This window comes from Streptomyces sp. NBC_01537 (assembly GCF_045040445.1).
Lineage (GTDB): Bacteria > Actinomycetota > Actinomycetes > Streptomycetales > Streptomycetaceae > Actinacidiphila.
Map to the genome: position 1 here is coordinate 2,814,453 of NZ_CP109392.1, position 14,712 is coordinate 2,829,164.

Consider the following 14,712-nt stretch of genomic DNA (forward strand, 5'->3'; position numbering starts at 1 on the left):
CGGCGGGCGCGGGGCCGATTCTTTGTGCCGTTCGTCCTACTGGGCGTTACCTCCCGGCAACAGCCTCGGCAAGTGCCAGGACACGGCGTGCGTCCTCCACATGGAGGTTCTCGATCATCTTTCCGTCGACCGTGACCACTCCCCTGCCCTCCGCCGCGGCCTCCTCGAAGGCGGCGATGATGCGGGCGGCCTTGTCGGCTTCCTCCTGCGAGGGGGCGAAGGCGTTGTTGCAGATCTCCACCTGCTTGGGGTGGATCAGCGTCTTGCCGTCGAAGCCGAACTGCCGGCCCTGTACGCACTCCGCCTCGAAGCCCGCGAGGTCGGTCACGTCGTTGTAGACGCCGTCCAGGATCACCTTGCCGGTGGCCCGGGCGGCGAGCAGCGCCAGCGACAGCCCGGTGAGGAGCGGGGCCCGGCCCGGGACGTGCTCGGCGTGCAGTTCCTTGGCCAGGTCGTTGGTGCCCATGACCAGGACGGTGAGGCGGTCGGAGGCGGCGGCGATCGCGCGGGCGTCGAGCATGGCCTGCGGGGTCTCCACCATGGCCCAGATCGCGGTACGGTCCGGGGCCCCGGCGGCTTCGAGGGCGCGCTCGATGGCGTGCACCGTCTCCGGCGAGTCCACCTTGGGGACCACGACGGCGTCCGGCCCGGCCTCGGCGGCGGCCCGCAGGTCGTCCTCGTGCCAGGGGGTGCCGGGCGAGTTCACCCGGATGGTGACCTCGCGGTAGCCGTACTCCCCCGAGGCCGCCGCCGCGGCGACGCGCTTGCGGGCGTCCGCCTTGGCGTCGGGGGCGACGGAGTCCTCCAGGTCGAGGATCAGCGCGTCGGTGGGGATGGACTTGGCCTTTTCGAGGGCCCGCTCGTTGGCGCCGGGCATGTACAGCACGGAGCGGCGGGGCCGCAGGATGGCGTCGGTCATGTCAGCTCTGCTCCTTCTGCGCGGCTCGCTGAACGGCTTCGTACGCGGCGTCGTAGGCCTTGGCCAGTTCGGGGTCACGGGCGGCCAGGGCATCGGCCAGTTCGGCGACCACCTGGCACTGCTTGAAGGTCGCGTCGTCCTGCATCTTGCCGTCGATCATCACCGCGCCGGTGCCGTCGCCCATGGCGTCGATCACCCTGCGGGCCCAGGCCACGTCGGCGGGGGCCGGGGAGAAGACCTTCTTCGCGATGTCGATCTGCACCGGGTGCAGGCTCCACGCGCCGACGCAGCCCAGCAGGAAGGCGTTGCGGAACTGGTCCTCGCAGGCGAGGACGTCCTTGATGTCGCCGAAGGGGCCGTAGTACGGCAGGATCCCGTGCGCGGCGCAGGCGTCCACCATGCGCGCGATCGTGTAGTGCCACAGGTCCTGCTGGTAGGTGATGCGGGGCAGCTCGGGGGCCCCGTCGATGTCCGGAAGGCCCTTGGGGTCCTCGCGGACCAGGTATCCGGGGTGCCCGCCGCCGACGCGGGTGGTCTTCATCCGGCGGCTGGCCGCCAGGTCGGCGGGGCCGAGCGAGATGCCCTGCATGCGCGGGCTGGCTCCGGCGATCTCCTCGACGTTGGCGACGCCGCTGGCCGTCTCCAGGATCGCGTGGACGAGGATCGGGCGGGTGAGGCCGGCCTTGGCTTCGAGCTGGGCCAGGAGGCGGTCCACGTAGTGGATGTCCTCGGCGCCCTCGACCTTGGGCACCATCACGACGTCCAGCTTGTGCCCGATCTCGGTGACGAGGGTGAGGAGGTCATCCAGCGCCCACGGCGAGTCCAGGCTGTTGATCCGTGTCCACAGCTGCGTCTCGCCGAACTCGGTGGCCTTGGCGATCTCCACGAGGCCGGCCCTCGCGGCCTCCTTGCGGTCCGCCGCGACAGCGTCCTCCAGGTTGCCCAGGAGTACGTCGACCTTCGACGCGATCGACGGCACCTTGGCCGCCATCTTCTCGTTGCTCGGGTCGAAGAAGTGGATCATCCGCGACGGCCGGAACGGCACCTCCCGTACGGGGGCCGGGGCCCCCACGGCCAGCGGTCGGAAGAAGTCCTTCGCGGAACGCATGCGATCTCCCAGGTCGGTTCGAGGGTGGGGAGGCTACGGCCGACACCTTATGGCCGCACGGGCGGTTACGTTACTGGTCGGTACGTGTGCCCTTGGTCACCGCACGTCCGACGACCCGAACTGTACGGTGGCGAGCGAATCTTCCGGGAGGGGTCCCCGCATGGCTGTGACGGTACACACGCTGACGTATTACCCGGTGAAGGGCTGCGCGGGCGTCTCCGTGGCCGCCGGCGAGGTGGCCGAGGTGACCGCGACGGGGCTCGCCCATGACCGCGCCTTCATGGTCGTCGACGCCGGTGACGGCTCCTTCCGCAGCCAGCGCAACGACCCCCGCCTCGCCGTCGTCGGGGCCGGAGTGCTCGACGACGGCAAGCGGCTGCGGCTCACCGCTCCGGGCGCGGGCACCCTGGAGCTGGATGTCGCCTTCGACGGCGAGCGCCGCGAGGTCAGCCTCTTCGGGCGGCCCATGGGCGAGGCCGTCGACCAGGGAGCGGAGGTCGCCGGCTGGTTCTCGGACCTCCTCGGCTCCCGCTGCCGTCTGGTCAGGGTCCGCCCCGGCTTCGACCGCGACGGCTGGGGCGAAAACCCCGGCAAGGTCAACTTCGCGGACGCCCACGCCATTTCGCTGGCCTCCCTGGCCTCCCTCGACGACCTCAACGGCCGCATCCTCGAACGAGGCGCCGAGCCCGTCCCCATGGACCGCTTCCGCGCCAACATCGTCATCACCGGCTGGCCCGGCCCCCACACCGAGGACCGCTTCCGCCACCTCACCATCGGCACCGTCGGCCTCGGCTACTCCGTACGCGCCATGCGCTGCGCCGTCCCCATGGTCGACCAGGCCACCGGGCGCCCGTCCGGACCCGAGCCGATCCGCACGCTGGCCGGCTACCGGCGGGAGCCCGACTACGACGGGAAGGTCAGCTTCGCCACGAAGGCAGCGGTCCTGCGGGAGGGCACGCTCGCGGTGGGCGACGAGGTGCGGGTTCACACCTGGGAGGCGGGCTTCCAGCCGTAGGTGAGCTGGGGCAGGTTCTCCATGTTGGCGCTGCCGTCGTTGGTGTCGGTGACGGTGAAACCGTGGCGCTCGTAGAAGGCGCGGGCGTCGGCGTTGGCCTGGAAGACGTGCAGTGACAGTCCGCCGGGGCTGTGCCGTCTGACCTCGTCGAGCAGAAGCGTGCCGATTCCCCGGCGGCGGGCGCCGGGGAGGAGGTAGAGCTGGTCCAGCAGGCCGGCCCCTTCCAGCACCGCGTATCCCAGCACCTCGCCGTCCCGGACCGCCACCCACACGCGGCACTCCTTCAGGACGACCTGCTCCACCCAGCGCCGCACTTCGTCGTCCGAGCGCCTGCGGGGCGGAAGATAGGGCATCGTCGCCTCGCGCGAGGCGCTGTGGATGTGGGCGATCGCCGTCGCGTCCGCCGCCGTCGCCTGCCGTATTACGTCCGCCACTCCGTCTGGCACGCGATCAACGTATGCGTACGATGCGCGCGTGAGCGAGCCAATAGAACTGATTGTCTTCGACTGCGACGGCGTCCTGGTCGACACCGAACGCATCGCGGTCCGCGCCCTCCTCGCCATGGGCCCCGAACTGGGCTGGCCGCTCACCGAGGCCGAGATCCTCACCCGGTTCATCGGCCGCAACGCCCAGGCCATGACCGACGAGGTCAGCGCCCGCCTGGGGGCCGCGGCCGCCGCCCCGTGGCACGCCCGGTTCCGCGCTCTGCACGCGGAGTACGTCGATGCCGGGCTGACCGTCGTCGACGGGATCCACGAGACCCTCGCGGCGATCTCGCTGCCGACGTGTGTGGCCTCCAGCGGCAGCCACGACAAGATGCGCCACACCCTGGGCCGCACCGGGCTGTACGACCACTTCGCCGGCCGGATCTTCAGCGCCGACGACCCCGAGGTGGCCCGGGGCAAGCCCGCCCCCGATCTGTTTCTGCACGCCGCCGCGCGCATGGGCGTACGCCCCGAGGCCTGCGTGGTCATCGAGGACAGCCGCCCCGGCGTCAGGGCCGCCCGCGCCGCCGGGATGCGTTCCTTCGGCTACGCCGGCGGGGTCACGCCGGCGCAGTGGCTGGCGGGCCCGGACACCGTCGTCTTCGAGGACATGCGCGAGCTGCCGGAGCTGCTCAGCCGGGCAGCCGGTCCGTGACGGGCGCGCCGAACCACCGTGGCATCCGGCTGAGCAGATCCGCCTGGTCCTCGCCGGCCCAGGCCACGTGACCGTCCGGCCGCAGCAGCACGGCGGGCACGTCCAGTTCCTCGCTGACGTCGACGACGTGGTCCACCCGGTCCGCCCAGCCCGCCACCGAGAGCCGGCCGGTCTGATCGAGCAGCAGCCCGCGGCCGCCGTGCGTCAGTTCGTAGAGGCGGCCCCGCTTCAGCTGCACATCCCGCATCCGCCGGCCGAGCAGTTCGTGGCCCTCGCCCTCGCCGAGGTCGTAGCGCACGTCGACCGCGGTGATCATCCCCGTCACGTACTGGTTCACCTCCTCGAAGTCCATCAGCCTCGAGAACAGCTCGCGCAGCGCGGTCGCACCCGGATCGGTGCCCAGCAGCGTGATCTGCGCGCGGGTGTTGTCCAGCACGCGAGCGCCCACCGGGTGCCGTTCGGCGTGGTAGCTGTCCAGCAGCCCCTCCGGAGCCCAGCCGTTGACCGCGGCGGCCAGCTTCCAGCCGAGGTTGAAAGCGTCCTGCACGCCGAGGTTGAGCCCCTGCCCGCCGGTCGGCGGGTGGATGTGCGCCGCGTCGCCGGCCAGCAGCACCCGGCCGACCCGGTAGCGCTCGGCCTGCCGGGTGGCGTCGCCGAACCGCGACAGCCAGCGCGGCGAGTGCACGCCGAAGTCGGTGCCCGCGACCGCCCGCAGCCGCTGCTTGAACTCCTCCAGGGTCGGCGCGGTCACACGGTCCTCGGCCACACCGTCGGCGGGCACGATGACGCGGTACGTCCCGTCCCCGTTCGGGATGGTGCCGAACCGCAGCTGGGTCTTGCGGACTTCCTCGACGACGGCGGTGACCGTCGCCTGATCCTCGGTCATCTCCATGTCGCCCAGCAGCGTCTCGACCGTGGCGGGCTCGCCGGGGAAACCGACGCCGATCCCCTTGCGCACCACGCTGCGGCCGCCGTCGCACCCGACGAGATAGCGCGAGCGCAGGTGTGTACCGTCCACCAAGTCGACGGTCACCCCGTCCTCGTCCTGGCTCAGCCCGGCCACTTCGCAGCCGCGCCGGATCTCCGTACCGAGTTCGACGGCACGCTCGTTGAGCAGCCGCTCGGTGACCGGCTGCAGGGTGGAGAGGCCGTACGGGTGCGCTGTGTCCAGCCGGTCCGGCCACGACTTCATGATGCCGCCGAAGAAACCGCCGACCTGGAACTTCTCACTGACCGCGAGGAACCGGTCCAGCAGGCCGCGCTGGTCCATCACCTCGACGCTGCGCGTGTGCAGACCGCGCCCGCGGGTCTCCTTCGTCGGCTCGGTCAACTTCTCCAGCACGACCACCCGCACGCCGTGCAGCCGCAACTCGCCGGCCAGCATCAACCCGGTCGGTCCGCCGCCGACCACGATCACGTCAGTCATGAAACTCACCGCTGAATCTCCTGTTTCCGCAGGTCCTGGCCTCGGTCGGCAATTCTGCGGGACGACCCGGGCCTTGCCGCAAGCCCACTGGTGCGCTATACGTTGAGAGTGGCGAGGAGTGGGTACTCCTCCTTTCCGGCGGAGGATGCAGCCCGATGTCGATCACCGCGGAAGAGATCGCCACCCAACCCGAGTGCTGGCAGCGCGCCGCCGCGCTGGCCCCCTCAGCCGTCCTCCCCGCCCCCGGCGAGCGCGTCGCGGTGGTGGGCTGCGGCACGTCGTGGTTCATGGCCCAGTCGTACGCCGCGCTGCGCGAGCGCGTCGCCCGCCAGGGCCTGACGGACGCCTTCGCGGCATCGGAGTTCCCGTACGGGCGGGAGTACGACCGGATCGTGGCGATCACGCGCTCCGGGACGACCACGGAGGTGCTGGAGCTGCTGCGCCGGGTGCGCGGCACGACCCGTACCATCGCCGTCATCGGCGACCCGGACACGCCGATCACGGACATCGCGGACGACCTGGTCACGCTGGACTTCGCCGACGAGAAGTCCGTTGTGCAGACCCGTTTCGCGACCAGTGTGCTCGCGCTGCTGCGGACCCACCTCGGCCAGGACATCGCCCCGGCCGTCGCCGACGCGCGCCGCGCGATCGGCGAGGCACTGCCCGAAGCGCTCCTGCACGCCGAGCAGTTCAGCTTCCTCGGCACCGGCTGGGCCTACGGCCTCGCGCTGGAGGCGGCGCTGAAGATGCGCGAAGCGGCCTGCGCCTGGACCGAGGCGTACCCGGCCATGGAGTACCGGCACGGCCCGATCTCCATCACCGGGCCGGGCCGGGTCGCCTGGGCCTTCGGCGGGCTGCCGGACGGGCTGGCCGCCGACATCGCCCGCACCGGCGGTGTGCTGGAGGCGAGCCCGCTCGACCCGCTCGCCGACCTGATCCGCGTCCAGCGGCTCGCGGTCGCCATCGCGCAGGCCCATGGCCTCGATCCGGACAGCCCGCGCAATCTCACCCGTTCCGTGGTCCTTCCATGACGCTCGCCGGCACCGGGGCCCTGGGCGACCACGGCATCGGAGCCTTCAACGTCATCCTCCTGGAGCAGGCCGAGGCCATCACCGCCGGCGCCGAACGCGCCGGACTGCCGGTCGTCCTGCAGATCAGCGAGAACACCGTCCGCCACCACGGCGCCCTGGCCCCTATTGGCGCCGCCGCTCTCGCCATCGCCCGCTCCGCCGCCGTTCCGGTGGCGGTGCACCTGGACCACGCCACCGACCGCGCTCTGGTCGAGGAGGCGGTCGCCCTCGGCTTCACCTCGGTGATGTACGACGCCTCCACCCTCCCGTATGACGCGAATGTCGCCGCCACCGCCGCCATGGCCGGGCTCTGCCACGCCTCCGGCGTCTGGCTGGAGGCCGAACTCGGCGAGATCGGCGGCAAGGACGGCGTCCACGCTCCCGGCGCCCGTACGGATCCGGACGAGGCGGCCGCGTATGTCGCCGCGACCGGCGTGGACGCGCTCGCCGTGGCCGTCGGCTCGTCGCACGCCATGCGCACGCGCGATGCCCGGCTGGACTTCGAGCTGATCGGGCGGCTGCGCGACGCGGTACCGGTGCCGCTGGTGCTGCACGGGTCATCGGGGGTGCCGGAGGCGGACCTTGCGCGTGCCGTTGAACACGGCATGCGCAAGGTCAATATCGCCACGCACCTCAATGGGCGCTTTACCGGGGCGCTGCGCGCGGTGCTGGACGCGGACCCGGCGCTGACCGACCCCCGGCGGTACCTCGGCCCCGCCCGGGAGGCGGTGACGGCCGAGGTCGCGCGGCTGCTGGCCCTCCTCGCGAAGCGCTGACGGTGGCTGCGGCCCTGGCTGGGGTTACGCCTGCGATTCCGGCTCCACGCCCGCGCGCAGCAGCCCGTACGCGTACGCGTCGTCCAGGGCCTGCCAGGACGCGGCGATGACGTTCTCGGCGACGCCGACCGTGGCCCACTCGGCCTGGCCGTCGCTCGTGGTGATCAGCACGCGGGTCGTGGACTCCGTGCCGTGCTTGCCCTCCAGGATGCGGACCTTGTAGTCGACGAGCTCCAGCTTGGCGAGCTGGGGGTAGATCTTCTCCAGGCCGGCGCGCATGGCGCGGTCGAGAGCGTTGACGGGGCCGTTGCCCTCGGCGGTGGCGACGATGCGCTCGCCCTTGGCCCAGAGCTTGACGGTGGCTTCGTTGGCGTGGGTGCCGTCGGGACGGTCCTCGACGATGGCGCGCCAGGATTCCACGCGGAAGTAGCGGTAGGGGCGGCCCTCGACCTCTTCGCGGAGCAGCAGTTCGAAGGAGGCGTCGGCCGCTTCGTAGGTGTAGCCCTGGAGTTCGCGCGCCTTGACGCGCTCGACGACGCGGCCGATGGCGTCGCGGTCGGTGCCGAGGTCGACGCCGAGTTCCTTGCCCTTGAGCTCGACGGAGGCGCGGCCGGCCATGTCGGAGACGAGCATCCGCATGGTGTTGCCGACCAGCTCGGGGTCGATGTGCTGGTAGAGGTCGGGGTCGACCTTGATGGCGGAGGCGTGGAGGCCGGCCTTGTGGGCGAAGGCGGATACGCCGACGTAGGGCTGGTGGGTGGAGGGGGTGAGGTTGACGACCTCGGCGATGGCGTGCGAGATGCGGGTCATCTCGGCAAGGGCGCCTTCGGGCAGCACCCTCTTGCCGTACTTGAGCTCCAGGGCGGCGACGACCGGGAAGAGGTTGGAGTTGCCGACCCGCTCGCCGTAGCCGTTGGCGGTGCACTGGACGTGGGTGGCGCCGGCGTCGACGGCGGCCAGGGTGTTGGCGACGGCGCAGCCGGTGTCGTCCTGGGCGTGCATGCCCAGGCGGGCGCCGGTGTCGGCGAGTACGACGCCGACGACGGCCTGGACCTGGGCGGGGAGCATGCCGCCGTTGGTGTCGCAGAGGATGACGACGTCGGCGCCGGCCTCGTGGGCGGCGCGCACCACGGACTTGGCGTAGTCGGGGTTGGCGCGGTAGCCGTCGAAGAAGTGCTCGCAGTCGACGAAGACGCGGCGGCCCTGGGAGCGCAGGTAGGAGACGGTGTCGCGGACCATCGCCAGGTTCTCGTCCAGGGTGGTGCGCAGTGCGAGCTCGACGTGGCGGTCGTGGGACTTGGCGACCAGCGTGATCACCGGGGCGCCGGAGTCGAGCAGTGCCTTGACCTGCGGGTCGTCGGCGGCGTTGCCGCCGGCCCGGCGGGTGGCGCCGAAGGCCACGAGCTTGGCGTGCTTGAAGTCGAGCTCGGCGGCGGCGCGGGCGAAGAACTCGGTGTCGCGCGGGTTGGCACCGGGCCAGCCGCCCTCAATGAAGCCCACCCCGAAGTCGTCCAGGTGCCGGGCGATCGTCAGCTTGTCGGCGACGGTGAGGTTGATGCCCTCGCGCTGTGCGCCGTCGCGCAGCGTGGTGTCGAAGACGTGAAAGCTGTCGTCCAGTTCGGCGGTCATGGTCTTTCCAACTCCTGTCGGGTGAGCGGTATCCGGAATGTCCAGATCCACTTGCCCCCATCATCCCTCGCGCTCCGCCGCCGGCGTGTGGTGGGCCGGAAAACGAAAAAACCCCTCGTGGGTACGAGAGGTCTGCGCGCGGGTCTGGGACACGGTGATCGGCTCCGTATGTCGTCTACGGGGCGGTCACTGCGGACCGGCGCGCCCTGCCAATAATCATCGTGGCGAGGATGAGCACGCTGGCATCCTCGCACAGGTCGTGCCGGTCCGTCGGAGGGTCTCACGATGCGGGCACCCCTGGCCGGGGTGCCCGCATCGCCCGCCGTTACGACCAGATGGTGCCGCCCGAGTAGTCGGAGGCGATCACCGGCTCGACGCCGTTCGCCACGACCGTGCTGGTGAGGATGATGCCCAGCTCGCGGTTGCTGTTGAGGGAGGTGGAGGAGAAGTTCTGCGATCCGACGAAGGTCTTCAGGCTGGACAGACCGTAGTCGGCGACGATCGCCTTGGCGTGGATGTAGAGCGAGGCGGTGTCGGCGTAGGTGCTGACGCTGACGCCGCCCGCGGTGAGGGTGTCGAACTCACTGGCGTAGTCGTCGCCGCTGTTGGTCATGACGACCTTGACCGAGACCCCGCGCGCGGCGGCGGCGACCAGGGCGTTGACGATGGTGGAGTACCCCATCTCCTGGTTCTCGACCAGGAGCGTGCTCTTGGCCCCGTTGATCAGGGCGAGGAGCTTGGACTGGGAGTCGGTGGGGCTCCAGACCAGGTGGTCGCCGTCGCCGGGGGTGACGGTGGTGCCCGCGTAGTCGGCGTCGAAGACCGTCTCGAAGGCGGTGATGTCCGCGGCGTCGGTGTCCGTGACGCTGTAGTTGCGGTCGGCGGAGTAGTACTGGGTGGTGAGGTTGCCGCTCATGACGACGAGCTTGGTGCCGTCGATCGCGAAGGACTTCTCGTGCGTGTAGTAGTACTTGCTGCTCGACCAGGCGACCCCGACCCCGTTGTCGGTGAGGTAGGTGTACGCGGCCTGGTTGGTGGTCTTCTGCCGCGAGTCGAGGACCACGCGGACATCGACTCCGGCGTTCTCCCGGGCGACCAGGTCCTGCTCGGCCGTGGTGTCGACCAGTTCGTAGAGGGTGAGGTCGAGGGTGGACGTCGCGGAGTTGATCAGGGTGTAGATGGGTGTGATGCCCTGGTCCGGCTGGACGATGATGCCGTACGACGCGGCATTGGCCGGTATCGCGGTGGCCAGGGCGGTGCCTGCCAGGGCCAGCAGCGCGGTGGCGGCGGTGCCTATCCGGCGGGCGTGGCGGGTGACGGTGGGGTGCACGGTGCCTCCTGGTGTGGGGGTGGAGCACTGGGCATTGCTGCGCCGCACCAGAAGTAACAGGGTGTTCATGACAAGAACATGTCCAGCCGCCGACAGGAGGGTTACGCGCGTAGAATTTGGCCCCGGCTTTGCGGATTCCCTGACTGCGGATGGCCCGGGAGACACGATTCCTTGGGCCACGGCCATCCGCCGGACAGGCCCTAGGGCCGCGGCAGGAGAGCCTCGTCCAGGAACTCCCTGATGTGCGCCAGCACATCGTCGCGGTCGGTGCCGGGCAGGCCGACGACCAGCGGGACCCCGAAGCCGTCGAGGAGTGCGCGCAGCCGGACCGTGAAGCGCTCGGGGTCGACGGGGCGGAAGTCACCCCGGGAGATGCCCTCGGCGAGCAGGGCCACCAGGTCGCGGTGCCAGACCAGTTCCAGTTCGAGCTGCCGGAGGAGGACTTCCTCGGCCGCCGAGGTCCGGTTCCAGACCTCGGACCACAGCGTCCAGCGCGGGTCGCGGCGGCCGTCGGGCAGATAGAGGTCGATGACCGCCTCCAGCCGCTCGCGGGGCGCCTCCCGGCGGGCCAGGGCCTTGCGGCGCTCGTGGCCGAGCTGCTCCTCGCTCCACTCCAGGGTCTGGAGCAGCAACTCGTCCTTGCTGCCGAAGTAGTAGAGGACGTGGCCGCTGCTCATGCCGACCTGGCGGCCGAGCCCCGCTATGGTCAGCTCGGACAGCCCGCGCTCGGCGATGGTCTGCATGGCGGCGGCCATCACATCCTCGCGGGGCTGCTTCTGCCGCCGCCGGGGGCGGGGAGCCGGGTCGGTCACCGCTTCCTCCGTGCTGCTGGTCAGGCCTTGGGTTGCTGCTGCGTTATGCAATGAATACCACCCCCGTGGGCGAAGATCGTACGGGCGTCCACCAGCACGATCTCGCGGTCCGGGAAGAGCTCCTGGAAGATCCCCGCGTTGATCTTGTCCGCCGGGTCGTCGAAGGCGCAGAGGATGACGGCTCCGTTGCAGAGGTAGTGGTTGACGTACGAGTAGTCGACCAGCTCGCCGTCCACCCGCTGGACCTCGGGGGCGGGCAGCTCGACGACCTCCAGCCGTCGGCCCCGGGCGTCGGTGGAGGCGCGGAGCCGGCCGATGACCTCCTGGGACACCGCGTGGTCGGGGTGAGCCGGGTCCTGCTGGCTGTGGACGACGACCACGCCGGGCCTGACGAAGGCGGCGACGATGTCGACATGGCCCCGGGTGCCGAAGCGCCCGTAGTCGGCGGTGAGGCCTCGGTTCAGCCATATCGCCGTGCTCGTCCCGAGAAAGCCGTGCAGCTCCCGCTCGACCCGCTCGCGGGTCCAGCCGGGGTTGCGGCCCGGGTCGAGCTGGACGGTCTCGGTGAGCAGCACCGTGCCCTCGCCGTCGATGTGGATGCCGCCGCCCTCGTTGACGAAGGAGGTCGCGTAGCGGCGGGCGCCGGCCCGCTCGGCCACGAGGGCGCCGATCCTGGAGTCGTGCTCCCAGGCGGCCCATTCCTGGGCGCCCCAGCCGTTGAACGTCCAGTCGGCGGCGGCGAGCCCGCCGTTGCCGGTGAGGAAGGTGGGGCCCATGTCCCGCATCCAGGCGTCGTCAAGCGGCGCTGTGACCACCTCGATCCTGTCGCCCAGCCGCTCGCGTGCCCCCGCCGCGTCCTGCGGGCGGGCCACGACGGTCACCGGCTCGAAGCCGGCGATCGTACGGGCCACTTCGCCCCAGACGTCGCGGGACCCGTCCAGGTCGGCGTCGTCCTCGAAGGTGACGCTCGGGGAGGGCCAGGCCATCCAGGTGCGCTCGTGCGGGGCCCATTCCGCGGGCATCGAAAAGCCGTCGGCGGCCGGGAAGTTGCTCATGGCAGGGGTCCTTGTCACAAGAAGTACAGGCGGCTGAGGGAGACCTGGTCGGCCGGCTCGGAGCGCATCGGGGCGCCGTCGAGAGTCACCAGTCCGGTGCGGCCGTCCACATCCACCTGCCCGGTACGGGAGTTGAGGACGAGGTCGGCCGGGCCTATGCCCCGGGTGCCCCGGACGGCGACCCGGCGGCGACGGGTCGGTATCCGGTCGGCCTCGGACTCCACGGCGGCGCGGGCGACAAAGGCGACCGAGAGGTCGGCGGCCGTCGCGCCGTGCGCCCCGAACAGCGGGCCGAGCACCAGCGGCTCGCAGGTGTCGGTCGCGGCGTTGGGGTCGCCGGTGACGCCGTAGGCCGGGAAGCCGGACTTCAGCACCATCTGCGGCTTGGCCCCGAAGTACTGGGGCCGCCACAGCACGATGTCGGCGAGCTTGCCTGCCTCGATCGAGCCGATCTCATGGGCCAGGCCATGGGCGATCGCCGGGTTGATGGTGAGCTTGGCCATGTAGCGCAGCACGCGCGCGTTGTCGTCCGCCGGCCCGTCGCCCTCCATGGGCCCGAGCTCGGCCTTCATCTTCCCGGCCATCGCGAAGGTGCGGCGTACGGTCTCGCCGGCCCGGCCCATGCCCTGCGCATCGGACGAGGTGATGCCGATCGCGCCCAGGTCGTGAAGCACGTCCTCGGCGCCCATCGTCCCGGCGCGGATCCGGTCCCGGGCCATCGCGGCGTCGCCCGGCAGGTCCGGCTTGAGACAGTGCACGGAGACGATCATCCCGTAGTGCTCGGCGACCGCGTCCCGGCCGAAGGGCAGGGTTGGATTGGTGGACGAGCCGATGACATTGGGCACGCCGGCCATCTTCAGCACGTTCGGCACATGTCCGCCGCCGCAGCCCTCGATGTGGAAGGCGTGGATCGTCCGGCCGTCGAGGACGGACAGGGTGTCCTCGACCGACAGGCACTCGTTCAGCCCGTCGCTGTGCAGGGCGACCTGGACGTCGTGCTCCTCGGCGACCCGAAGTGCCGTGTCCAGGGCGCGGGTGTGGGCGCCCATGTCCTCGTGCACCTTGAAACCGGACGCACCGCCCTCGGCCAGCGCCTCGACCAGCGGGGCCGGATCGGAGGACGAGCCGCGGCCCAGGAAGCCGACATTGACCGGCCAGGCGTCGAAGGAGTTGAAGGCATGGCGCAGGGCCCACGGCGAGTTGACACCGACGCCCCACACCGGGCCGAACTCCTGGCCGATGACCGTGGTCACGCCCGAGGCCAGCGAGGCCTCCATGATCCGGGGCGAGAGCAGATGGACATGGGTGTCCACGGCCCCCGCGGTGGCGATGAGCCCCTCGCCGGACACGATCGAGGTGCCGGTGCCGACCACGACATCGACGCCGTCCATGGTGTCGGGGTTGCCGGCGCGCCCTATGGCATGGATCCGGCCCTCGCGGATGCCGACGGACACCTTGCGGATGCCCACCGCCGTGTCGATGACCAGCACATTGCTGATCACCACATCGCAGGTCTCCCGGACGGCGGCGGCCTTGAGGTGCAGCCCGTCCCGGGCGGTCTTGCCGAAGCCGGCCAGGAACTCGTCGCCGGGCCGCTGCGAGTCGGACTCGACGCGGACCACCAGGCCCGAGTCGCCGAGCCGGACCCGGTCGCCGGCACGGGGGCCGTGCACGGCCGCGTACTCGTGGGGATCGATCGCGGTCATCGCTCTGCTCCTGCTTCCGCTCCGAGGTAGCCGCAGGCGGCCGCGCGGCGCAGCGCCTCTTCCTTCGCGCCGGGCGCGTCCAGAGGTCCGTCGACCAGTCCGGCGAAGCCGATGGCGACGCGGGCACCGCCGATGGGGACCAGCCCGACCTCGTGTTCCTCGCCGATGCCGAAGCGGACGGAGGAGCCGGCCGGGACGTTGAGCCGCATGCCGTAGGCGGCGGCGCGGTCGAAGTCCAGCCGGGGGTTGGCCTCGAAGAAGTGGAAGTGCGAGGTGACACTGACCGGCACCGACGCGGTGTTCCGTACGGTCACCAGCATCGCGGAGGCGGGCTCGGCACAGGCCGGGCCGGGCAGCACCGCGCCCGGGGCCGCCTCCTCCAGGGAGCCGCCGCCGATCGGGTCGGAGACCACGGCGAGCCGGGAGCCGTCGTCGAAGACCGCCTCGACCATCACCTCGGTGACGATGTCGGCGACGCCGGGCAGCACGTCGTCCGGGCCGAGCACGCCGCGGGCCGCGTCGATCGCCTCCGCGAGGCGGGCGCCGTCCCGCGCCGCCTCGCAGACCGTGTCCGCGATGAGCGCGGTGGCCTCCGGCACATTGAGCCGCAGACCTCTGGCCCGCCGCGCCCGGGCCAGCTCCGCTGCGCCGAACAGCAGCAGGCGGTCGCGTTCCGTCGGGGTCAACCGCATGTCGCCGCACCTCCCGCGATCAAAGTCTTAGAAC

The 14,712-nt window shown here is 71.2% G+C and carries 14 protein-coding genes; 4 read left to right on the forward strand and 10 right to left on the reverse strand.

Annotated elements, in window-relative coordinates; genetic code table 11:
- Window positions 1-46: 46 nt before the first annotated feature.
- Complete coding sequence (locus tag OG607_RS12955; protein ID WP_405722694.1) at window positions 47-919, reverse strand: HpcH/HpaI aldolase/citrate lyase family protein; 873 nt, start codon at window positions 917-919, stop codon at window positions 47-49.
- Window position 920: 1 nt separating this feature from the next.
- On the reverse strand, window positions 921-2,027 hold the full coding sequence (locus tag OG607_RS12960; protein WP_405722696.1) for an HpcH/HpaI aldolase/citrate lyase family protein: 1,107 nt from the start codon (window positions 2,025-2,027) through the stop codon (window positions 921-923).
- A gap of 160 nt (window positions 2,028-2,187) precedes the next feature.
- Here OG607_RS12960 and OG607_RS12965 point away from each other — a divergent pair, with 160 nt between their 5' ends.
- Window positions 2,188-3,042, forward strand: a complete 855-nt coding sequence (locus OG607_RS12965) for an MOSC domain-containing protein (protein WP_405722699.1) — start codon at window positions 2,188-2,190, stop codon at window positions 3,040-3,042.
- Here the strand turns inward: OG607_RS12965 and OG607_RS12970 are convergent.
- Window positions 3,012-3,488, reverse strand: coding sequence for a GNAT family N-acetyltransferase (locus OG607_RS12970; RefSeq protein ID WP_405722701.1), 477 nt, complete (start codon window positions 3,486-3,488; stop codon window positions 3,012-3,014). The genes OG607_RS12965 and OG607_RS12970 overlap by 31 nt on opposite strands.
- 28 nt (window positions 3,489-3,516) lie before the next feature.
- Here OG607_RS12970 and OG607_RS12975 point away from each other — a divergent pair, with 28 nt between their 5' ends.
- Complete coding sequence (locus OG607_RS12975) at window positions 3,517-4,182, forward strand: HAD family hydrolase (protein ID WP_405722704.1); 666 nt, start codon at window positions 3,517-3,519, stop codon at window positions 4,180-4,182.
- Here the strand turns inward: OG607_RS12975 and rox are convergent.
- Window positions 4,160-5,608, reverse strand: a complete 1,449-nt coding sequence (gene rox, locus OG607_RS12980) for a rifampin monooxygenase (protein ID WP_405736727.1) — start codon at window positions 5,606-5,608, stop codon at window positions 4,160-4,162. The genes OG607_RS12975 and rox overlap by 23 nt on opposite strands.
- Before the next feature lie 155 nt (window positions 5,609-5,763).
- Between rox and OG607_RS12985 the strand changes: the two genes are divergently transcribed.
- Window positions 5,764-6,639: an SIS domain-containing protein gene (locus tag OG607_RS12985; RefSeq protein WP_405722706.1), complete on the forward strand. Its 876-nt coding sequence runs from the start codon at window positions 5,764-5,766 to the stop codon at window positions 6,637-6,639.
- Window positions 6,636-7,454 (forward strand): class II fructose-bisphosphate aldolase, encoded by an 819-nt coding sequence (locus OG607_RS12990; protein ID WP_405722709.1) that lies wholly within the window; start codon window positions 6,636-6,638, stop codon window positions 7,452-7,454. Before OG607_RS12985 ends, OG607_RS12990 begins: the two co-directional genes overlap by 4 nt.
- A gap of 24 nt (window positions 7,455-7,478) precedes the next feature.
- On the opposite strand, the gene cimA is transcribed toward OG607_RS12990, so the two are convergent.
- From cimA to ureA, 6 genes are all read right to left on the reverse strand, one after another.
- Window positions 7,479-9,083, reverse strand: coding sequence for a citramalate synthase (gene cimA / locus OG607_RS12995; protein WP_405722711.1), 1,605 nt, complete (start codon window positions 9,081-9,083; stop codon window positions 7,479-7,481).
- 325 nt (window positions 9,084-9,408) lie between these two features.
- A complete protein-coding gene (locus OG607_RS13000) occupies window positions 9,409-10,482 on the reverse strand; it encodes a phospholipase D-like domain-containing protein (protein ID WP_405722714.1) in 1,074 nt (357 codons plus the stop codon).
- 131 nt (window positions 10,483-10,613) lie between these two features.
- Window positions 10,614-11,225, reverse strand: coding sequence for a TetR/AcrR family transcriptional regulator (locus OG607_RS13005; RefSeq protein ID WP_405722716.1), 612 nt, complete (start codon window positions 11,223-11,225; stop codon window positions 10,614-10,616).
- Window positions 11,226-11,245: 20 nt separating this feature from the next.
- Window positions 11,246-12,280 (reverse strand): agmatine/peptidylarginine deiminase, encoded by a 1,035-nt coding sequence (locus OG607_RS13010; RefSeq protein WP_405722718.1) that lies wholly within the window; start codon window positions 12,278-12,280, stop codon window positions 11,246-11,248.
- Between the two features lie 14 nt (window positions 12,281-12,294).
- Window positions 12,295-13,986: an urease subunit alpha gene (locus tag OG607_RS13015; RefSeq protein ID WP_405722719.1), complete on the reverse strand. Its 1,692-nt coding sequence runs from the start codon at window positions 13,984-13,986 to the stop codon at window positions 12,295-12,297.
- Window positions 13,983-14,678, reverse strand: a complete 696-nt coding sequence (gene ureA / locus OG607_RS13020; RefSeq protein ID WP_405722721.1) for an urease subunit gamma — start codon at window positions 14,676-14,678, stop codon at window positions 13,983-13,985. The genes OG607_RS13015 and ureA overlap by 4 nt, the downstream gene beginning before the upstream one ends.
- Window positions 14,679-14,712 lie beyond the last annotated feature (34 nt).

What these genes read in the sequence shown, in the direction of transcription:
- OG607_RS12965 (WP_405722699.1), top strand. Translation starts at nt 2,188, where the DNA reads ATGGCTGTGACGGTACACACGCTGACGTATTACCCGGTGAAGGGCTGC.
- OG607_RS12960 (WP_405722696.1), bottom strand. Translation starts at nt 2,027, where the DNA reads ATGCGTTCCGCGAAGGACTTCTTCCGACCGCTGGCCGTGGGGGCCCCG.
- ureA (WP_405722721.1), bottom strand. Translation starts at nt 14,678, where the DNA reads ATGCGGTTGACCCCGACGGAACGCGACCGCCTGCTGCTGTTCGGCGCA.
- OG607_RS13000 (WP_405722714.1), bottom strand. Translation starts at nt 10,482, where the DNA reads ATGAACACCCTGTTACTTCTGGTGCGGCGCAGCAATGCCCAGTGCTCC.
- OG607_RS12985 (WP_405722706.1), top strand. Translation starts at nt 5,764, where the DNA reads ATGTCGATCACCGCGGAAGAGATCGCCACCCAACCCGAGTGCTGGCAG.
- OG607_RS12990 (WP_405722709.1), top strand. Translation starts at nt 6,636, where the DNA reads ATGACGCTCGCCGGCACCGGGGCCCTGGGCGACCACGGCATCGGAGCC.
- OG607_RS12955 (WP_405722694.1), bottom strand. Translation starts at nt 919, where the DNA reads ATGACCGACGCCATCCTGCGGCCCCGCCGCTCCGTGCTGTACATGCCC.
- cimA (WP_405722711.1), bottom strand. Translation starts at nt 9,083, where the DNA reads ATGACCGCCGAACTGGACGACAGCTTTCACGTCTTCGACACCACGCTG.
- OG607_RS13015 (WP_405722719.1), bottom strand. Translation starts at nt 13,986, where the DNA reads ATGACCGCGATCGATCCCCACGAGTACGCGGCCGTGCACGGCCCCCGT.
- OG607_RS13010 (WP_405722718.1), bottom strand. Translation starts at nt 12,280, where the DNA reads ATGAGCAACTTCCCGGCCGCCGACGGCTTTTCGATGCCCGCGGAATGG.
- rox (WP_405736727.1), bottom strand. Translation starts at nt 5,608, where the DNA reads ATGACTGACGTGATCGTGGTCGGCGGCGGACCGACCGGGTTGATGCTG.